We start from the raw sequence: 19,828 nt of genomic DNA on the forward strand, positions 1-19,828 counted from the left end.
TGCCGGCACTTTCTGGCTCTTTCGCGTTTCTCGTCGTAATCTCAAGCCATGCCTTTGATCACGCAGTTATTCGCCGTGCTGGTTTTTGCTTGCCTGAGCTTCGCCGCTCGAGGCGAGAAGCTGCGTATTGTCACCGAGCCATGGGCGCCGTACGTGTATGAAGAAGGCGGCAAGAACCTCGGGCTCGACTACGAAACCACGGCCATCGTCTTCAAACGTCTGGGCATTGAAGTCGAATGGCAATTCCTGCCATGGAAGCGCTGCCTGTCGATGCTTGAAACCGGTCAGGCCGACGGTGCACTGGACATTTTTCACAGCGACGAGCGCGACGCCACCCTGCTCTACCCGAGCGAACCCTTGTCGGATGTCGAGTTCGTGATGTTCTACGCCAACGACCGGCCGCATCCGTTCAGCAAACTCGAAGAACTCAAAGGCCTGACCATCGGCACTTCGCCGGGCTATCTGTACAGCCCCGATTTCAGCGAATCAACGTTGTTTAGCCGTGAGCCGGCACCGACCCACGAAGCCAACTTCGGTAAATTGGTGCGCGGTCGAATCGACTTGCTGATCACCGATCGCCGCGTTGGCCAGCATTTGCTCGATGAGCTGAATATCCGCGATCAGATCACTGAAAACCCCACCGTCATTAGCCGCCAAAGCCAGTTTCTCGCGGTTCGGCGCAATGCCGGCATGGATTTATTGGTGCAACGTTTCGGTGCCGAACTCAAACGTTTCAAGCGCGAACCGGCTTACGCCGAGCTCAGCGCACGCTACGGCGCCGCACCCGCCGGCAGCCCTTCACTGAACTCAGCCACGGCCAACCGCAAAACCGTTGAGCAGCAGGAAAGCAGCGCGCAGTGATTGCTCTGTTATACTCCGGCGTTCCCGCCAGGCTCACGCCCGGACGCCCGGAACCGTAACAGGCCTCTCGACCCGCTACAGCGCAGCTTTGCAGCCCGCGCGAGCGCTCCAGACGTGCCTTCGGAACCGCAGCAGGACCGGACGGGATTGCGTCCTCTTAAACGCCATTCGCGCCAGGCAAGACTCCCATTGGGCCAAGCCCTAACTAAAACAGGATTACTCATGTCCTTTGCTTCCCTCGGTCTCTCCGAGGCTTTAGTCCGCGCCATCGAAGATGCGGGCTATACCGAGCCTACTCCGGTGCAACAGCGGGCCATTCCCGCCGTGTTGCAAGGTCGCGACCTGATGGTTGCGGCACAGACAGGTACCGGTAAAACCGGCGGTTTCGCCCTTCCGATCCTGGAGCGGTTGTTCCCCAACGGTCACCCGGACAAATCCCAGCGTCATGGCCCGCGTCAACCGCGCGTACTGGTCCTGACCCCGACCCGCGAACTCGCGGCCCAGGTTCACGAGAGCTTCAAGATCTACGCCCGTGACCTGAAATTCGTCAGCGCCTGCATCTTCGGCGGCGTCGGCATGAACCCGCAGGTTCAGGCCATGTCCCGTGGCGTCGACGTGCTCGTCGCCTGCCCGGGTCGTTTGCTCGATCTGTGCGGCCAAGGCAGCGTTGACCTGTCCCACGTGGAAATTCTCGTCCTCGACGAAGCCGACCGCATGCTCGACATGGGTTTTGTGCACGACGTGAAGAAAGTCCTCGCGCGCCTGCCGTCCAAGCGTCAGAACCTGCTGTTCTCGGCGACCTTCTCCAAAGACATCACCGACCTCGCCGGCAAGCTGCTGCACAACCCGGAACGCATCGAAGTGACGCCGCCGAACACCACGGTCGAGCGCATCGAGCAACGCGTATTCCGTCTGCCTGCCAGCCACAAACGTGCGCTGCTGGCCCACCTGATCACCGCCGGCGCGTGGGAACAGGTATTGGTGTTCACTCGCACCAAGCACGGCGCCAACCGTCTGGCCGAGTACCTGGACAAGCACGGCCTGCCGGCTGTGGCGATCCACGGCAACAAGAGCCAGAACGCGCGCACCAAAGCGCTGGCCGACTTCAAGGCCAACCAGGTGCGTATCCTGGTTGCCACCGACATCGCCGCACGCGGTCTGGACATCGATCAGTTGCCACACGTGGTCAACTTCGAACTGCCGAACGTCGATGAAGATTACGTGCACCGTATCGGCCGTACCGGCCGTGCCGGTCGTTCGGGCGAGGCGATCTCGCTGGTCGCGCCGGACGAAGAAAAACTGCTGAAAAGCATCGAACGCATGACCAAGCAGAAAATCGCCGACGGCGACCTGATGGGCTTCGATTCGAGCACCATTGAAGCCGAGAAGCCGGAAGTGCGTGAGCGTCCGGACGTGCGTAACCCGCGCAATCCACGTGGCCCACGCGGTGACGGGCCGAATGGCGGCGGCGGTGGCGGCGGTCGTAAAGACAAAGGCAAAGACAAGGGCAAGGAAAAACCGGCCGGTGAACGTGGCGAGCGCCCTGCCCGTCAGCAGAAACCGCGCGAAGGCACTCCAGCCCGCGAACAGCGCCCGAGCCAACCGCCACGTGCGGCGGCTGATCGTGCACCGGACGAGTTCCTCGACGACGATGTGGATAACTTCGGTAACCGCGTTGACTACGTGCCCAAGCCTGCCCCGGCAGGCGGTCGCGGCCGTCGTCCAGGCGCACCGGCTCAAGGTGCTGGCGCAGGTTCGGGCGCACCACGCGGCGGTCAGTCGCAGGGTCGTCAGAACGGTCCGCGCAACAGCAACGGCTCGAGCACCGGCACCCCGCCCGCCAAACGCAGTGGCGGCCCGCGCAACGGCGCACCGCGTGATGGTCAGTCGGGTCGTCGCGACGAGTCCGCTTCGTCGTCGCGCAACCGTCGTCCAGCCCGTGACGATCAGCCACGCAGCGAACCGGCCGTACAAAACCCGCGCAGCACCGGGCCGAAGATCATGCACAAGGAATCGAAAGCCGACCGCTTCCCGACGCCTGAGCAGCTCGATCAACTGCCAAGCCGCCCGCGTGGCGAGAAACCAGCGCTGCTGACCCGCAATCGCTGAGTTGACGCTGCCATGAAAAATGCCCCGCCTCGCAAGAGCCGGGGCATTTTTTTAGGCGCCACAAACACCCCTGAATCACCGCATATCCCCTGTGGGAGCGAGCCTGCTCGCGAAAGCGGTCATTCAGCCAACATCAATGCTGACTGACCCGTCACCTTCGCGAGCAGGCTCGCTCCCACAGGGAAGTGTGTGTGTGTCGTAGACAATAAAAAACGCCCCCGGCCTTTCGACCGGGGGCGTTTTTGTGTGGCGAGCGAAAGTTACTTAACTTTCACGCCTTCCAGCGAGATGTCCAGATCCGCAGTCTGCGAGGTAGGACCTGGGCCCTTGATCCCGAAATCGTTCAGGTTGAGGGTGGTCTTGGCGTTGAAGCCAGCACGCTCGCCGCCCCATGGATCCTTGCCTTCGCCGTTGAATGTGGCTTTGAAGGTTACAGGTTTGGTCACGCCGTGCAGGGTCAGGTCGCCAGTCACGTCAGCAGTCTTTTCACCGGTCGATTTAACGGCGGTGGAGACGAACTTGGCATCAGCAAACTTGCCCACGTCGAGGAAGTCTTTGCTGGCGATGTGCTTGTCACGTTCAGCGTGGTTCGACCACAGGCTGGCGGTTTTCACATCAACCGAGATCTTGCTGGCTTCAGGCTTGGCCGAATCCCACGAGAAAGTACCGTCGAAATCCTTGAAGGTACCGTGGATGAAGCTGTAACCCAGGTGGCTGATTTTCCAGTCAACGAAGGCGTGCTGACCTTCCTTGTCGATTTTGTAGTCCGCTGCCATGGCCTGGGCCGAGAGCAGTGCAGAACCGATTGCCAGAGCGGCCAGAGTCTTTTTCAACATGCTTTCTTTTCCTTTGAGTCGAGGTTGAATTTCAGGCTTTGCGACCGAGCATTCGCGTCAGGGTCGCATCACGATCGATAAAGTGGTGCTTCAATGCTGCCAACGCATGGAGACCGGAAAAAATTACCAGCGCCCACGCCAGCCAGAGATGAATCACCCCAGCGGTATCTGCCTGATCCGGTAGCCCGGAGAGCAGTGCAGGAACTTCAAAAAGGCCAAACACCGGGATCCCGACACCGTCTGCGGTGGAAATCAGGTAACCGGCAATCATCACAGCGAACAGCGCGAGATACAGAAACCCGTGGCCGAATTTGGCGCCGATACGGGTCATGCGGCTGTAGCTTTGCAGCGTCGGTGGCGGTGGGCTGATAAAGCGCCACAGCACCCGCAACACCATCAGACCCAACAGCACCAGACCGATGCTCTTGTGCAGATCCGGCGCGTCTTTGCGCCAGCTGCTGTAGTAATCCAGCCCGACCATCCACAAGCCCAGCGCGAACAGCCCGAAGACCACCAGCGCCACACCCCAGTGCATGAAGATGCTGACCCAACCATAGCGCGAAGAAGAGTTACGTAGCTGCATTGCCCAAATCCTGTGAGAACTGCGAACCAAGACTAGCGAGTTATCTATCGAATTAAAGCGGAAAATTTTGCTTTGAAATATCGAGAAATACGATCAAGAGTCTGGAAGTGGCGTGTTAAGGAAAGATTAAAGGCGGTTTTTCCGCACAGCGCTCGGGCCATGCTGCTCGATTCTCGCGGGCTGATCCGACACTCCCTGGAGCGGGTGGCGATCACGGGAAGGTCGTCGCCAGAGAAATTCCCAATCGATAACTATGTATCGCTGGTTGTACCTCTGCACCTGATCAAATGATGACTCAATCATTCTTTGAAAAGGTCAACAACATGGCGCTTCGTTACAGCCCCTTTCAAGCAAGTGGTACTTCCGAGTTACCGCCGAACCAAACCTTGACCCCAGACCAATATCTGCAATCCGAGAACGGTCGATTCCGCCTTATATTACAGGGCGATGGAAATCTTGTGATCAAAGACGGTGAAACGGTAGTGTGGATTGCCGATAGCAATCAGCCTTACAGTTTAACTTTGCATCCAAAAAAGATGCGTGAGCCACTGCAGTTTGTCATCAGCAACAACGGCTTTCTCTACGACCCTTCCCGACGGCGCCTGTGGATTGCTGAAAGCACGCACAGCCTCGACAAATCGCTCTGGCACAACACCTACATGACGATGCAGGACGACGGAAACCTGGTCATCTACGATCAGCGCAACGGGAATCTGCGCTGGGCCCGCTCCGGATTTGTACCCGGACGAATTCGAAAACCCAAGCAGCGATGGCTCAGAAAGTTGCCGAACGGCACGGAGTTCTTCAAATGGGACTTTTAATACGCCTGAGTTATTTTGATTGATTAGTTGGTGAAAACCGCCGGTGGCTGCAAGCAATCCGCACTGTACGGATCTATCTTGCATTGATGGGCAAGTTCAGCACCATAACCTCCAGGAAAGAAACGTCCATTGGCACAACCGGAAAGTGTCATCAACAGAACTATTGCCATTAGCCTTTTCATCAAGCGCCTCCAATTTTTTCAAGCATAAAGTTGGAGATCAGGCACCCGCTATCGTTTCGTTCTGATTGTTTTGTGGGAAGTGTCCTGCGCAAAGGTAAGCCTTGAGACTGCACCGGGAAGGATTGACGTGCGCGCTTCTGGCAAAAAAAACGCGGCCCTCATGGCCGCGTTTTTTATTGAAGCAAAGGCTTACTGCGCCTTGGTCTCAGTAGTGGCTGCCGGCTTGGCCGCTGGCTTCTTCGCCGGTTCGGCCTTTTTCGCTGCCGGTTTGGCCGGGGCCTTCTTCGCCTCGGTTTTAGCTGCAGGCTTCTTCGCCGCTGGCTTGGCCGCTGCTTTCTTCGCCGGTTCAGCTTTCACCGGGGTCGCTGGTTTCGGTGCTTCCACCGGCGCTGGCGCGGGTGCCGGGGTCGGCGCAGGCGCTGGAGCGACCGGTGCAGGAGCCGGCTCTGGCGCCTTCACAGGCTCAGGCTTCTTCTCGTCATCCGAACCGCCAAACAGGTTACTGAAGAAGTTGCCCTTCTTCGCCGCCACGGCACCCGCCGCGCCTGCCGCTGCAGCGGCCGGAACCACTTTGGCTGGCTCGAACGATTTGCCTGCCGCCAGATCTTCAACCTGACTGGCCGCACGCTGACCGGTGCGCAATGCGCCTTCCAGGGTGCCCGGGTACAAGGTGTCGGTATGTTCGCCAGCGAACGTCACGCGTTGCAGCGGACGTTCCCACAGACGCCAGAACTTGCTGATCTGCCCTGGGCCGTAAGCCAGGTAGGCGCCGCCCATCGACGGGTCGGTGCTGTAGCGACGGATTTCATAACCGGTGAACGAGCCACGGGCCTGTGGATAAAACGCGTGCAGACGAATCAGCACCTGATCGACCATCTGCTTGTCGCCAAACGCCTGCATCACACGAGCGTTGTCGCCGGACAGGTTGATCACCACGTTGGCGCCGCCCTTCAGCGCAGGTTCGATCCAGAGCATGCCGAGGCCGGTGTTGCTGTAGATCTCGCCGGACATGCGCGCCTTGCTTTCCCACACCGGCGTCTTGAACTTCAACATGATCTGGTCGCGCCAGCCGTAGTTGGTGCCCTTGATCGCGGCCATGTGCTGAGCATCCAGCGCCGGCGTCAGGGCAATCTTGTTCAGTGCACGCAGCGGCACGGCCAGCACAACGTAGTCAGCCTGGTAGCCAACACTGCCGACCTTGACGGTCACGCCGTCCTTGTCCTGAGTGATCGCCGACACCGGCGAATTGGTCTTGATCGTTTTGATCTGTTTGACGAACGCCTGCGCCAGCACCTGGCTGCCGCCGACCAGACGCGAAGCGCGCAGGTCACGGTCGGAGATGCCGCGATAGACACGGTTCTGCTGGGCGAAATACAGCAGCGACAGACGCGAAGGTTCGTCGTAGTGGGTGCGGATATCCTGGTTGATCAGCTGACGCGCGGTGGCCGGCAGGTTTTGCTTATCGAGCCAGCTCGATACGGTGATCTGGTCCAGCGCGTGCAGGGTGCTGGTCGCTGCCGGGTTCTGTGGATCGTCAATCGAACGCGCCAGATCGTCGAGGGTTTTCTGATAGCGCTTCAAGGCATCGGCGGTAGCCGGTTGCTTGGTCGCCAGATCGGCGGCAGAGAAATACTCGCCGTCGATCAGGTAGCCCGGGGTACGCACGAATTCAGGGGCCGGCGTGGTGCCGAGCTTGAAGGTCGACACGTACTTGTTCAGCACCGGCTGGGTCTTGTCGTTGCCGATCCACTCGCTGGTGGCCATGCCCGAGCGCCCGCCCAGGCTCGGCTTGGCTTCCAGCAGGGTGACCTGCCAGCCTTTGTTTTGCAGTTCATAAGCGGCAGTCAGGCCCGAGAGGCCGCCGCCGATCACGATTGCGGTTTTATCCTTGGCCAGCGCTGTAACGCTGAACAGCCCCAACATCACCAGCGCACAGGCGCGCAGCCAACCGACAGACATTCAGCGAACTCCGGAAATACACGTAGGAAAAAGCAGTTGTGCGGGTCAGACGACCCAAAGAACCGCGAAGAATACGTTAGCCATCAAAACGCCGCCAGCGACGTCTATCGGCTCATACAAAGTAGCTCAATCGACACAATGGGTTGTCCCCGCGCGATGCATTGCATAGGCTTGCGCGATTGTTTGCCCGCGCCTGTCGCGAGCCGCCTCGAGGAGACTGTAAATGGGCCTGAATAACCAGTGGATGCAACGCGACCTCGCGGTGTTGTGGCATCCCTGCACCCAGATGAAAGACCACGAACAGCTGCCGCTGATCCCGATCAAGCGCGGTGAAGGCGTCTGGCTCGAAGACTTCGAAGGCAAGCGCTACCTCGACGCCGTCAGCTCGTGGTGGGTCAACGTGTTCGGCCACGCCAACCCGCGCATCAATCAGCGCATCAAGGATCAGGTCGATCAACTGGAACACGTGATTCTGGCCGGCTTCAGCCATCAACCGGTGATCGAGTTGTCCGAGCGTCTGGTGAAGATGACGCCGGAAGGGCTGAACCGGGTGTTCTACGCCGATAACGGTTCGTCCTGCATCGAAGTCGCGTTGAAAATGAGCTTTCACTACTGGCTCAACCGCGGCCAACCGAACAAGAAGCGCTTCGTCACCCTGACCAACAGCTACCACGGTGAAACCATGGCGGCGATGGCGGTCGGTGATGTGCCGCTGTTCACCGAGACCTACAAAGCGCTGCTGATGGACACCCTCAAAGTGCCGAGCCCGGATTGCTACGGGCGCCCGGAAGGCATGAGCTGGGAAGAACACTCGCGCAACATGTTCGCCGCCATGGAACAGACCTTGGCAGAGCATCATGACAGCGTTGCGGCAGTAATCGTCGAGCCGTTGATTCAGGGCGCTGGCGGCATGCGCATGTACCACCCGGTGTATCTGAAATTGCTGCGCGAAGCCTGCGACCGTTACGGCGTGCACCTGATCCTCGATGAAATCGCCGTCGGTTTCGGTCGCACCGGAACCATGTTTGCCTGTGAACAGGCTGGCATTCGTCCGGACTTCCTCTGCCTGTCGAAAGCCCTGACCGGCGGCTATCTGCCGCTGGCCGCGTGCCTGACCACCGACGAGGTCTACAGCGCGTTCTACGATGACTATCCGACCCTGCGCGCGTTCCTCCATTCGCACAGCTACACCGGCAACCCGCTGGCGTGCGCGGCGGCACTGGCAACGCTGGATATCTTCGAGCAGGACAACGTCATCGAGAACAACAAGGCGCTGGCCCAGCGCATGGCCTCGGCGACGGCGCATCTGGTCGATCACCCGAACGTGTCCGAAGTGCGTCAGACCGGCATGGTCCTGGCCATCGAGATGGTCAAGGATAAAGCCACCAAAGAGGCCTACCCTTGGCAGGAACGTCGCGGTTTGAAGGTGTTCCAGCATGCGCTGGAGCGTGGCGCGTTGCTGCGACCGCTCGGTAGCGTGGTGTATTTCCTGCCGCCGTACGTGATCACCCCGGAGCAGATCGACTTCCTCGCCGAAGTCGCCAGCGAAGGCATCGACATTGCTACGCGTGACAGCGTCAGTGTGGCCGTGCCAAAAGACTTCCATCCCGGCTTCCGTGATCCGGGCTAACGTGACCGCTCGTTCCCACGCTCCGCGTGGGCATGCAGCCCGGGACGCTCCGCGTCCCAAAGCGGACGCAGAGCGTCCATCGAGGCATTCCCACGCAGAGCGTGGGAACGATCTAATCTGAGAGACCCGAAATGAGACTGTCCCGCTTCTTTATCGACGCCCCCCTGAGCACTGGCGAACACGAATTGCCGGAGGCCCAGGCGCATTACATCAGCCGCGTGCTGCGCATGGCCGAGGGCGATGCGGTGCAGTTGTTCGACGGTTCTGGCCATGAGTTTCGCGGCGCTCTGCTGGAAGTCGGCAAGAAACGTGTGACCGTGCAGATCGACGAGCAATTCGCCGGTCAGGTCGAATCGCCGCTGCACATCCACCTCGGCCAGGGCTTGTCCCGTGGCGAGCGGATGGATTGGGCGATCCAGAAAGCCACCGAGCTGGGCGTGAATGAAATCACGCCGATCTTCAGTGATCGCTGCGAAGTCCGCCTCAAGGACGAACGCGCCGACAAACGCCTGCTGCATTGGCGCCAGGTGGCGATCAGCGCGTGTGAACAATGTGGTCGTTCGCGGGTGCCGGTGATTCATCCGCCGGTATTGCTGGCGGACTGGATCAAGCAAACCGAAGCCGAGTTGAAACTGGTGCTGCACCCGGTAGCGGAGCCGTTGGTGAGTCATGCCAAACCCGCGACTTTGGCGTTTCTGATCGGGCCTGAAGGCGGTTTGACTGACGCTGAAGTCGAGCAAGCCAAAGGCAACGGTTTCCACGCCGCTCGCCTCGGCCCACGCGTATTGCGTACCGAGACCGCGCCAGTGGTGGCACTGGCGGTGGCCCAGCAGCTTTGGGGGGATTTCTAAACCTTTTTGCCGGACTGATCGTTCCCACGCTCTGCGTGGGAATGCAGCCCGGGACGCAGAGCGTCCCATACGACGTGACGCAGAGCGTCACAGGAGGCGTTACCACGCAGAGCGTGGGAACGATCAGTCACAGGGGGATGGTGGCGTCTCTAGAGGACGTAAAACAAGATCGCGACAAAGTGCAGCAAACTCCCCGCGATCACAAACAGATGCCAGATCCCATGCGCATGCCGCAGCCGGTGATCCAAGGCAAAAAAGATAATCCCCACCGTATACAAAACCCCGCCCGACGCCAGCCAGGCAAACCCGGTAGTGCCCAGCGCCGCGATCAGCGGCTTGACCGCCACCAACACAATCCAGCCCATCACCGCGTAAATCACGATCGACAGAATCCGCGCTTCGGAACGCGGTTTGATCTCTTGCAGGATGCCGATCAACGCCAGCCCCCAGACAATCCCGAACAGCGTCCAGCCCCACGGCCCGCGCAGGGTGACCAGGCAGAACGGCGTATAACTGCCGGCAATCAACAGGTAGATTGAAAAGTGATCGACCTTCTTCATGATCGCTTTCTTGCGCCCGCGCACGCTGTGGTACACGGTCGAGGCGCTGTAGAGCACCAGCAAGGTAAACGCGTAAATCGCCACACTGACAATCTTCCACGGGCTGCCGTCGAGACAGGCGATCACCAGCATCCACACGCCGCCAACAAAAGCCGCCACTGCCCCGACCAGATGGGTCCAGGCGTTCAATCGTTCTCCGTGATACATGTATTGCTCACCTCACATTCGTTACCGCAGCGCGCAAGGCTCGGGCCTTGAGCGTAAAAGCGCAATGTTTCTGTTCAACACGGACCAGCGCACGTCGTGGTAATTGGGCACAATCGGCCGATACCAAAAAGAGTCCGCGCCATGCTGATCGACGAAGAATTGACCCTGAAAAAACTCGAGGTGTTCCTCGCTTTCATGCGCACCGGCAACCTCGCCCGCGCCGCTGCCGAGTTGCAGACCAGCAACGTCAGCGTGCACCGCGCCATTCATTCGCTGGAAAGCGCCCTGCGCTGCCCGCTGTTCAAACACGAAGGCCGCAACCTGACGCCGCTGGAAAGTGCTTATGTCCTCGAAGAGCGCGCGCAGAAGCTGATCAGCGACGTCGTCGAAAGCGTACGCCTGACCCGCGAGGCGGCCGGGTTCTCCGCCGAACGTTTCAAACTCGGTTCGCTGTATTCACTGACAGTGAAGACCGTACCGCAACTGATCATGGGCCTGAAAATCCGCCGCAGCGAACTTAACATCGACCTGATCCTCGGCTCGAACATTGACCTGCTGTACAAGCTGAAAAACATGGAAGTCGACGCGATCCTGGTGTCGCTTGACGACAGCATCAACGACCCGGATTGCGAACAGATCCCCCTGTTCTCCGATGACATTTTCCTCGCCACGCCGGCAGATTCAAAGTTTGCCCAGCGCAGTGAAGTGGATCTGGCCGAAGTGCGCGATGAAACCTTCATCACCTTGACCCAAGGCTTCGCGACGCATCAGGACGGCAACCGGGTGTTCAAGCAGGCGGGGTTCGAACCGAAGGTGGCGATGCAGGTGAATGACATCTTCACGCTGTTGAGCATGGTCAGCTCTGGGGTGGGTTACGCGTTGCTGCCGGGACGGATTGCCGCGGTGTATGAGAATCGGGTGAAGCTGATTCCGTTGCAGGAGAAGTACCGGTTGCAGCAGCACATTGGCGTGGTGTTTTTGAAGGCCAAGGAGAGGGATCCGAATTTGCTGGCGTTGCTGGCGGAGTGTCGGATGTATGCCAATCGCCAGATCACCCCATGATCGTTCCCATGCTCCGCGTGGGAATGCCTCAATGGACGCTCCGCGTCCGCTTTGGGACGCAGAGCGTCCCGGGCTGCATTCCCACGCAGAGCGTGGGAACGATCAATCAGAAACCTAGCCCACAATCCCGCGAACAATGAAGAACAACAGCGATGGCCCAAGCAAACACCCCAGCCCGGTATGGAAAGTAGCGGTCAACGCCCCATAAGGCACCAGCCGCCGATCCGTCGCCGCCAATCCAGCTGTAACGCCGCTGACAGTCCCGGCCAAACCACCAAACACCATCGCCGAACGCGGGTTATCCAAGCCCATCCAACGCGCCGCGACCGGCGTGCCGACCATCACCAGAATCGCCTTGATCAACCCGGTGGCAATCGACAGCGCCATCACATCCGAGGTCGCGCCAATCGCCGCACCGGTCACCGGCCCGACGATATAAGTCACCGCACCCGCGCCAATGGTGGTCATGCTCACCGCATCGCGATAACCGAACGCCCAGGCCATGCACGCGCCAACAATGAACGGCAGAATCGTGCCCAGCAGCAGCGCAATCACACCAATCATCCCGGCCTTCTTCGCCTCGGTCGCCTGCACTTCAAACGCCGTGGCCACAATCGCAAAGTCACGCAGCATCGCCCCGCCCATCAGGCCGATACCGGAGAACAACGTCAGATCCGCCAAGCCTTTCTGGCCACCGGTCATGGTGCCGCCGACCCACGCCAAAACCAGACCAATAACGATGGCAATCGCCGAGCCGTGAATGCGTCCGAACGTCAGGCGTTTGGACAGAACCACCGACACCCACATGATCACGCCGACAAAAGCGAATGCAGTGACCAGCCCGTTATGTTCCAGACCTTTCTCGATGAGATCCCACATATCAGCGACCTCCTACTGGCGTGCCGACCGGGGAGATTTCCGCCGGTTCATCAGGCAATGGCTCGCCCTTATGGGTGCGGCTGATCAAGGCAATCGTGCAACCACAAACCACCACCGAACCGATCGCCGCCAGCACCGCCACCGGGCCGCCATGCAACGCGGTGACAACGTTCTGTTGCGCCGCCATCGCCACCACCACCGGAATGTACATCGCGCCCCAGAAGCCGACGCCCATCTCGCATTCCTTGGTCATGCCGCCGCGTTTCTGCATCCACAACCGCGCGCAGATCAACAGGATCATGGCGATGCCGACCCCGCCGACATTGGATTTCACGCCCAACAACACGCCGAGCATGTCACCCATGATCACCCCTGCCAGCGTACAGATCGCGAGCAGCGCCACACCGTAAATAATCATTGTTGTAGTCCTCAAAGTGCATCGTCGAATGTTGTTTTTGTTGTTCGAAGCTTGAGTCGCGGCGGTTTAGAGTTGGCGGCTACCCTCCTCACGCAACAGCGCCTGCAAGGTGTCGAGACGCGCACTGTCGAAGGCAGTGACGGTGCCTTGTTCGAACACCCGGCGCGCCAGCCCGGTCAGCACCGCACCGGGCGGCAGTTCGATCTGTAAACGTACGCCACGCTCGTAAGCGCTTTGCACAGTGCCGCGCCAATCCACCACGCGGCACATGTTGAAGGCGAGGTCGTCGCGCAGCGCTTCTACTTTGCTCACAGGGCGTGCGCGACTGCCGCTCAGGTAGGCGACCCGAGGGGTTTTCAGTTCAATTTTGGCGAAAGCTTCGGCGAGGGTTTGCGCCGGTTTTTCCAGCAATGGGCAGTGCGACGGCACGCTCACTGCCAAACGTTTTGCCAGACCAGCGCCGCGACTGCGCGCCAGTTCGGCCACGGCTTGCATCGCCTTGTCGGAGCCAGCAATCACCACCTGATTATCGGCATTGATGTTGGCCAGATACACCGGCGAATCGTCGCTGTGCACCTGCGCCAGCAACGTTTCGACTGTGGATAATTGCAGGCCGATGATCGCGGTCATGCCGTAGCCCTGTGGATAAGCCCGTTGCATCAACTCACCGCGCAGGCTGACCAGATGCAACGCGTCGCTGAAGCTCAGCGCACCAGCGACAACCGCTGCCGGATATGCGCCGATGGACAGGCCGGCGACGTAATCCGCCGTGAGTCCGTCCTGCAACAGCTGCCTTGAAGCAGCAACTCCAGCGATTAGCAGGCAGAGCTGAACCGCCCTTGTCGTGCGCAATGCTTGAGCAGAATCCAGCAACAAAACATCTTCGCCAAGCACATCACTGGCTTCGACCAAGGTTTCGCGAGGCAAGCGCTGCAGCATGCCCGCTTGCTGCGCGCCCTGGCCGGGAAACACCAGCAGACTGCTCACGCTGCCTGCTCCTGCGGGTTCCACGGATCAATCACCAGGCAAGCCTGATGAGCATTTTTCAGCAGCACGCGTGCCGATCCGCTGGCCCACTCGCGCAATGCGACCGCACCGAACGGCGTCTGCAACTGCATGTCGACCCGGCACACAGCCTGATCAAAAACCGCGACCAGTTTGCGTGCCTGATTACGGGTGATCAGTTGCGGCGTACGCAGAATCAGATCGAGATCACTGGCCGCGTGCATCGCGGTAAAATCACTGGCCAGTTCAAACCCGACACTGCCGCTGACACCCCAGACCCAACCGCAATCGTCGAGCATCGGCCGCAGTTGTTTGAGCGCCTGCATGACCGGCAGATCGCGCTCGCTGTCGACATGACACAGCGCCTCCGGACTGACCCGACAGGCAATCGAATCGACCGCCATAAATGCCGCCAACCGCTGCTCGCGCAACACACCGCGCACACCGACCGCGAGAAAACCCTCATCGCTCAACGCCCGCCGCACTACCACCGGTTGCCCGGCGGCCAGCGACTCGACTGCCCACAGCGGCGCATCCGCCGGCAACTGCACCGGGGTCATGCCCCAGAGCAGGTCGTGGGCCAGAGGCGTATTCACCACTGCGCCCTCAGCAGTTCGCGAACCTTGCTGGAAGCCGCACGATTCTTCGCGCCGAGGCGATTGCTCAAGTCAGTACTGACGACATCGCCGATGGCTTGCTTCAGGCACTCGTTGACTCTCGAAAGATCCTCCACCGTCGGCTGTTCAATCTGCTGCACTGACAAGGTTTCCCAGAGCAATCCGAGACTGGCATAACTGTCGATGTCATAAGCCATCGGCGGCACACTGGCGGCCAGCGCTTCCAATTCTTCAACGCTGCGCAACGTCACCCGCGCCGCCGAAGCCTTGCCCATGGCATGCACCATCACGCCCGGATCGCGCAGCGCGATCAAACGGTTGGCCTGATAACCATGAGCCAGAAACGCCCCGGACATCGCCTTACCGACCAACAACGCAATCACCGGATGCCCGGCCAGACGCGCACGGGCATAACTGTCCGCCGCACCGGCCAGCGCCTGATGAATGCCGAGGGCTTCTTCGCGACGACCGTAAGCCTGGCTCGGCACATCGACGATGGCGATGATCGGGCGTTTCTGCGCCCTATCGCGATCAGCAGTGATCGCGTCATCCACAGCCTTGGCCAGACCCCAGCCTTCAAGCAAGCCGACTTCGCCATTACGAGCGCGAGGGAAACGATTGTCCGGATCAGCAACCACAGCGATAAAACGTCCCAGTTCACCGTCAGCAACTTTCAACGAGGGCGGCAGCCCTTCAACACTTTTAGCGCCCGCACTCAACGCGTTGAACCAGTTCAAGCCGCGCAACGAATAACCGCTCATGAGCGCTCTCCTTGATACAGATCGCGAACCACCGACGGTTCGATTTGCGGGTCACTGTTCAGACTGCCGAGGCGTTGCAGAAACCATTCGGCGCGCTGGCTACGCGGTTGCGCCGGCAAACCTTGCTGAAGCAATTCGCCGACCTGCTGCCGAATCTTCGCCACGTCGTCGGCGACATAACGATCGACCAGACCACTGGCAAACCGCTGCTCACCGCCAGTCAAACTCCAAATGAAAGGCCGGTCGCGCGAGTCGTACTCTTCGATCCCCGCTTCCTGTTCAATCACCTGCGGGCCGTTTAAACCAAGGCGCGCTTCCTGAGTCACCAGCAAATAGCTGCACAACGCAGCGGCAATCGACATGCCGCCAAAGCAACCGACGCTACCTGCCACCACGCCGACCACCGGTTGGTACTGCTGCAAATCGACAATCGCCGCATGAATATCAGCAATCGCCGCCAGCCCGAGGTTGGCTTCCTGCAGGCGCACACCCCCGGTTTCCAGCAACAACACCGCCCGAGTCGGGATGCCTTTGCGGTTGTCTTCGGCGGCCAGTTCCAGCGCGCCGGCAATCTTCGCCCCGCCGACTTCGCCAAGGCTGCCGCCCTGAAACGCGCCTTCAATCGCAGCAATGACCACTGGCAAACCGTCGAGGCTGCCCTTGGCGATCACTACGCCGTCATCGGCCTGCGGCACCACGCCCTGACGTTCGAGCCACGGCGACATCACCCGTTGAAACGGGTCGAGCAATTCACGAAAGCTGCCGGCATCGAGCAAGGCCTTCGCCCGTTGCCGCGCACCGAGTTCGACGAAGCTGTGTTTGTTGAGCAACGCGGCGCTGTCAGTCATGGCCGATCTCCTCGAAACCTTGTTCCAGACGCAAGCGCACCACCCCCGGCGTCGCGCCGAAATCGTGGATATCGATGGCCATCGCCGGCGGCGTGGTGCCGTCGAACATCCGCGCAAACAGGTGCTGCCAGCGCAGCTGCGCGCCGTTGACCGAGGTCTGCACGTTGATGGTCAGCTTGCCGGCCAGACCCGGTTCGATCAGCACTTCCAGATCACCCGAGCCGACACAACCGACCAGCGCACGACCGCGTGGCGGCTGCCCGGCGGGGAATTCAAACGATAGGGTTTCCATCAAAACGCTCCCTGAAGGATGCCGTCGCGCTCGATGCGATCGAGCAGCAGCGTGGCGGCGAGCAAGTCGGCGGCGCCACCGGGCGAGGCATTCAATGCGATGAGTTGTTGATCCAGTTCGTGCAGCCGGCGGCGACCGCTGAGGCTGGCGCTGCCACCGGCGTCGAGCACCGCTTGCGCGCCGGACTGCATGGCGTGCAGACCCTCTTCACCGGCACGGTAGAGCACGCAGGTGTCGGCCAGATTGGTCATGATGGCGAGCAAAGCGTCGAGCCGGGCGTTTTGTTCGCCGTGGCCATTGGCGCGGCTGCGCTTGAGTTGTGGCAGGCCGCGTTGCAGCACCGAGGGGAAGCCGAGTTGTGCTTCTTCCCGAGCACCGCGAGCGCCGTAACGCAGGGCGACTTGGGCGCCGTGGCTCAGTGGTTTGGGTGCGTAGCGGTCATCCAGCAGGGCGAGACGTGCGGCGCGCAGGGTTACGGCGTTGGCGCTGGAAGATTGCGGCTCCAGCGCAGCGGCGGTCACCAATAATCCCAAGGCCCAGATCGCCCCACGATGCGTGTTCACACCGTTGGTGGTGGTGAGCATCGCTTGCTCGCCTTCACGGCCGATGCGGCCAATCGCTTCGCGCAACGTTGAATCGACTTCGCCGATTGCAACTGCCGCCTCGGCCATCTCTTTGAACGCCGGCCACAACGACAGCGCCGAAGCGTGCATCAGACCCAGGTGCAAATCGGTGTGCGCGCCGTTGCCGCGACGGTCGACCAGTGCCGGTTTCGGCGACAGATCGGCTTCGTCGATCAGGGCGTCCACCGCCAGATCGGCCAATCGATCAGCCATAGAAAGCGGTTTCGCTTGCAGGTTAAGTGCGTGCATTACCAGCTCCTGAATTTCGCGGGCGGGTTGTACAGGCCGCCGGACCACTCGACCAGATCGGCCACGCTCTTCGCCGCGAGCAGTTCGCGGGTGGCGTCGGTGCGGCGGATGCCGAGGTCTTCGGGCAAGGCGATCAGGCCTTCGCGGCGCATGCGTTCGGTGTCTTTCGGGTTGTGGCGCAGGCCGATGGCGGTGACGCCCGCGACGGCGGCGATCATTGCCTGGCGCTCTTCCAGCGAGCGCGCCTTGTACAGGTAGGCGATGCCTTCTTCGGTGAGCAGGTGGGTGACGTCATCGCCGTAGATCATGATCGGCGCCAGCGGCATGCCGCTCTTCTTCGCCACTTCGACCGCGTCGAGGGTTTCGACGAAGGTGGGTTTGCCGCCCTCCTGGAACGTCTCGACCATTTGCACCACGAGTTTCTTGCCGCGTTCGAGCATCGGTTGCTGCGCATCGTCGTGGCGCATGTCCAGCCACGCCGGGGTGCCGTGACGGCGACCGCGCGGGTCGTGGCCCATGTTCGGTGCGCCGCCGAAACCGGCGAGGCGGCCACGGGTCACGGTTGAGGAATGGCCATCGCCATCGACCTGCAACGTCGCGCCGATAAACAGGTCCACCGCGTATTGCCCGGCGAGTTGGCAGAACATCCGGTTGGAACGCAGCGAGCCGTCGCGGCCGGTGAAGAACACGTCCGGGCGCGCGGCGATGTAGTTTTCCATACCCAGTTCGGTGCCGAAACAATGCACGCTTTCGACCCAACCGCTCTCGATCGCCGGGATCAGCGTTGGGTGCGGGTTGAGCGTCCAGTTGCGGCAGATCTTGCCTTTGAGGCCGAGGGATTCGCCGTAGGTCGGCAGGATCAATTCGATAGCGGCGGTGTTGAAACCGATGCCGTGGTTGAGCGACTGCACATTGTGTTTTTCGTAGATGCCACGGATCGCCATCATCGCCATCAGCACGTGCACGGGCTTGATGTGCCGTGGGTCGCGGGTGAACAGCGGTTCGATGTAGAACGGCTTGTCGGCGACCACGACGAAATCGACCCATGAGGCGGGGATGTCTACGCGAGGCAGTTCGCTGACGTCGTCGACCAACTGGTTCACCTGGACGATGACAATGCCGTCGCTGAACGCCGCCGGTTCGATCAGTGCCGGGGTGTCTTCGGTGCTCGGGCCGGTGTAGATATTACCGGCGCGGTCGGCCATGAAACCGGCCGAGAGCACGACGTTGGGGATCAGGTCCACCACCAGCCGCGCATAGAGCTCGATGTAAGTGTGGATCGCGCCGACTTCCAGCAGGCCGTCTTCCAGCAACTGGCTGATGCGCAGGCTCTGGGTGCCGGCGAAGGAGAAATCCAGTTTGCGGGCGATGCCGCGTTCGAACAGGTCGAGGTGCTCGGAGCGACCGACGCTGGGCATGATCATGTGCAGGTCGTGGAGCTTTTCCGGGTCGGCTTTGGCCAGCGAACGGGAGAGGAAATCCGCCTGCTTCTGGTTGTTGCCCTCCAGCACCACACGGTCGCCGGGGTGGATCAGCGCTTCGAGCGCGGCGACGATCTTGTCGGTGGGCAACACCACACCGTCGGCCAGCCCGTGCACCTTGTCGAGGCGGCGCTGCTTCTCATCGCGCCGCCGCGTCCAGCGCGAGTCGGGGGAAATTGTTGTTGTCATGCTCACTCCACGGGGTTCGCTGTCGTGGAGCTAAGGTAGGCGTGTGGGGTGGGGGCATCAATCAAGCGCGGTGGTGAATCATTACGCTGAGCGTAATGGTCAAGAGCGCCCTCACCCTAGCCCTCTCCCTGAGGGAGAGGGGACTGACCGAGGTGTCTGGCGCCATACATCGACCTGCCCCACCGAGTCGATTATGGATTCACAGCAGTATTTTCAGGTCGGCGTAACTTATGAGCATCCTGCGGTCGGCCCCCTCTCCCTCCGGGAGAGGGCTGGGGTGAGGGTCAGCTTTTAAGTCACTCCGTCGGCACCAACCTATCCAACAAACGATTGACCGCCATCTCCGCCACCATCACCACCTGCGCAATTCCTTGCACAGTCTTGCGGTGCGTACCTTCCACCATTGCCGCATGGTTGTTGAGCATCACCGTGGCCGACCCGAGGGTTTCACTGGCATCGGCCAGCAGGGATTCGGTGTCGGCACTGGGGTTGGCCATGTACAGCGTGTTGGGGGTGTAAGGCGTGGCCATCAGGTCGGCGTTGGTCGGGCCGAGGTAATGGTCGAGGGCGCGTTCGGCGGCTTCGTGGAATTTCTTGGAGTCGGGGGATTCGTAGGGGGATGCGGGATCTGCAAGCGGGGGGTTAGGCGTAGGTTTAATCATCTTCAGGTTCCGAAATTAAGCTGGAACCGCTTCTCTGCTAAAAGAAGGGGTGGCAGCTGAACGCAGGTTAGCAGACCGGGGAACCTAAGGAAGCCGGCGCGCCGAAGCGCCCTGCGCACAGCCGCCATCGAATGCAGGCGCTG

General features: G+C 60.7%; 20 protein-coding genes. 6 read left to right on the top strand and 14 right to left on the bottom strand.

The window, feature by feature from the left end:
* Nucleotides 1–48 precede the first annotated feature (48 nt).
* Nucleotides 49–861, top strand: coding sequence for a substrate-binding periplasmic protein (locus QOM10_RS27370; RefSeq protein ID WP_316917248.1), 813 nt, complete (start codon nucleotides 49–51; stop codon nucleotides 859–861).
* 222 nt (nucleotides 862–1,083) lie between these two features.
* On the top strand, nucleotides 1,084–2,970 hold the full coding sequence (locus tag QOM10_RS27375) for a DEAD/DEAH box helicase (protein WP_127930088.1): 1,887 nt from the start codon (nucleotides 1,084–1,086) through the stop codon (nucleotides 2,968–2,970).
* 260 nt (nucleotides 2,971–3,230) lie between these two features.
* Here the strand turns inward: QOM10_RS27375 and QOM10_RS27380 are convergent, their stop codons facing one another.
* Nucleotides 3,231–3,806 carry a YceI family protein gene (locus QOM10_RS27380; RefSeq protein WP_007913714.1) on the bottom strand — a complete coding sequence of 192 codons (576 nt, stop codon included), beginning with the start codon at nucleotides 3,804–3,806 and terminating at the stop codon, nucleotides 3,231–3,233.
* 31 nt (nucleotides 3,807–3,837) lie between these two features.
* The gene (locus QOM10_RS27385) at nucleotides 3,838–4,389 is read right to left on the bottom strand and encodes a cytochrome b (protein ID WP_150775747.1); all 552 of its coding nucleotides are present in this window, start codon (nucleotides 4,387–4,389) and stop codon (nucleotides 3,838–3,840) included.
* 290 nt (nucleotides 4,390–4,679) lie between these two features.
* On the opposite strand from QOM10_RS27385, the gene QOM10_RS27390 reads away from it, so the two are divergent.
* Complete coding sequence (locus QOM10_RS27390) at nucleotides 4,680–5,210, top strand: hypothetical protein (protein WP_224794648.1); 531 nt, start codon at nucleotides 4,680–4,682, stop codon at nucleotides 5,208–5,210.
* A 371-nt stretch (nucleotides 5,211–5,581) separates the two neighbouring features.
* Here QOM10_RS27390 and QOM10_RS27395 read toward each other — a convergent pair whose 3' ends face one another.
* Complete coding sequence (locus tag QOM10_RS27395) at nucleotides 5,582–7,351, bottom strand: flavin monoamine oxidase family protein (RefSeq protein WP_316917249.1); 1,770 nt, start codon at nucleotides 7,349–7,351, stop codon at nucleotides 5,582–5,584.
* Between the two features lie 223 nt (nucleotides 7,352–7,574).
* Between QOM10_RS27395 and QOM10_RS27400 the strand changes: the two genes are divergently transcribed.
* Together QOM10_RS27400 and QOM10_RS27405 are read left to right on the top strand one after the other, a co-directional pair.
* Nucleotides 7,575–8,981: an adenosylmethionine--8-amino-7-oxononanoate transaminase gene (locus QOM10_RS27400; RefSeq protein ID WP_150775745.1), complete on the top strand. Its 1,407-nt coding sequence runs from the start codon at nucleotides 7,575–7,577 to the stop codon at nucleotides 8,979–8,981.
* Nucleotides 8,982–9,112: 131 nt separating this feature from the next.
* Nucleotides 9,113–9,832 carry a 16S rRNA (uracil(1498)-N(3))-methyltransferase gene (locus tag QOM10_RS27405; RefSeq protein ID WP_007913710.1) on the top strand — a complete coding sequence of 240 codons (720 nt, stop codon included), beginning with the start codon at nucleotides 9,113–9,115 and terminating at the stop codon, nucleotides 9,830–9,832.
* 149 nt (nucleotides 9,833–9,981) lie between these two features.
* Here the strand turns inward: QOM10_RS27405 and trhA are convergent, their stop codons facing one another.
* Nucleotides 9,982–10,599, bottom strand: a complete 618-nt coding sequence (gene trhA, locus QOM10_RS27410; RefSeq protein ID WP_007913708.1) for a PAQR family membrane homeostasis protein TrhA — start codon at nucleotides 10,597–10,599, stop codon at nucleotides 9,982–9,984.
* Between the two features lie 141 nt (nucleotides 10,600–10,740).
* Here trhA and QOM10_RS27415 point away from each other — a divergent pair, with 141 nt between their 5' ends.
* On the top strand, nucleotides 10,741–11,661 hold the full coding sequence (locus QOM10_RS27415; protein WP_122594701.1) for a LysR substrate-binding domain-containing protein: 921 nt from the start codon (nucleotides 10,741–10,743) through the stop codon (nucleotides 11,659–11,661).
* Between the two features lie 114 nt (nucleotides 11,662–11,775).
* On the opposite strand, the gene madM is transcribed toward QOM10_RS27415, so the two are convergent.
* From madM to QOM10_RS27465, 10 genes are all read right to left on the bottom strand, one after another.
* A complete protein-coding gene (gene madM / locus QOM10_RS27420) occupies nucleotides 11,776–12,540 on the bottom strand; it encodes a malonate transporter subunit MadM (protein WP_064388097.1) in 765 nt (254 codons plus the stop codon).
* A 1-nt stretch (nucleotide 12,541) separates the two neighbouring features.
* Nucleotides 12,542–12,958, bottom strand: coding sequence for a malonate transporter subunit MadL (gene madL, locus QOM10_RS27425; RefSeq protein WP_038358777.1), 417 nt, complete (start codon nucleotides 12,956–12,958; stop codon nucleotides 12,542–12,544).
* Nucleotides 12,959–13,024: 66 nt separating this feature from the next.
* Nucleotides 13,025–13,945 carry a malonate decarboxylase subunit epsilon gene (gene mdcH, locus QOM10_RS27430; RefSeq protein ID WP_316917250.1) on the bottom strand — a complete coding sequence of 307 codons (921 nt, stop codon included), beginning with the start codon at nucleotides 13,943–13,945 and terminating at the stop codon, nucleotides 13,025–13,027.
* Nucleotides 13,942–14,562, bottom strand: coding sequence for a malonate decarboxylase holo-ACP synthase (locus tag QOM10_RS27435; RefSeq protein WP_316917251.1), 621 nt, complete (start codon nucleotides 14,560–14,562; stop codon nucleotides 13,942–13,944). The genes mdcH and QOM10_RS27435 overlap by 4 nt, the downstream gene beginning before the upstream one ends.
* Nucleotides 14,556–15,341, bottom strand: coding sequence for a biotin-independent malonate decarboxylase subunit gamma (gene mdcE / locus QOM10_RS27440; RefSeq protein WP_316917252.1), 786 nt, complete (start codon nucleotides 15,339–15,341; stop codon nucleotides 14,556–14,558). Before mdcE ends, QOM10_RS27435 begins: the two co-directional genes overlap by 7 nt.
* Nucleotides 15,338–16,189, bottom strand: a complete 852-nt coding sequence (locus tag QOM10_RS27445) for a biotin-independent malonate decarboxylase subunit beta (RefSeq protein ID WP_316917253.1) — start codon at nucleotides 16,187–16,189, stop codon at nucleotides 15,338–15,340. The genes mdcE and QOM10_RS27445 overlap by 4 nt, the downstream gene beginning before the upstream one ends.
* Nucleotides 16,182–16,481, bottom strand: coding sequence for a malonate decarboxylase subunit delta (locus QOM10_RS27450; protein WP_007913697.1), 300 nt, complete (start codon nucleotides 16,479–16,481; stop codon nucleotides 16,182–16,184). The genes QOM10_RS27445 and QOM10_RS27450 overlap by 8 nt, the downstream gene beginning before the upstream one ends.
* Complete coding sequence (locus QOM10_RS27455; RefSeq protein WP_316917254.1) at nucleotides 16,481–17,353, bottom strand: triphosphoribosyl-dephospho-CoA synthase; 873 nt, start codon at nucleotides 17,351–17,353, stop codon at nucleotides 16,481–16,483. Before QOM10_RS27455 ends, QOM10_RS27450 begins: the two co-directional genes overlap by 1 nt.
* Entirely contained in the window at nucleotides 17,353–19,023 is a 1,671-nt protein-coding gene (gene mdcA, locus QOM10_RS27460; protein WP_316917255.1) for a malonate decarboxylase subunit alpha, read from the bottom strand. The genes QOM10_RS27455 and mdcA overlap by 1 nt, the downstream gene beginning before the upstream one ends.
* A 296-nt stretch (nucleotides 19,024–19,319) precedes the next feature.
* Nucleotides 19,320–19,685 (bottom strand): DUF6124 family protein, encoded by a 366-nt coding sequence (locus tag QOM10_RS27465; protein ID WP_316917256.1) that lies wholly within the window; start codon nucleotides 19,683–19,685, stop codon nucleotides 19,320–19,322.
* Nucleotides 19,686–19,828 lie beyond the last annotated feature (143 nt).

This window comes from Pseudomonas sp. P108, assembly GCF_032613195.1.
GTDB lineage: Bacteria > Pseudomonadota > Gammaproteobacteria > Pseudomonadales > Pseudomonadaceae > Aquipseudomonas.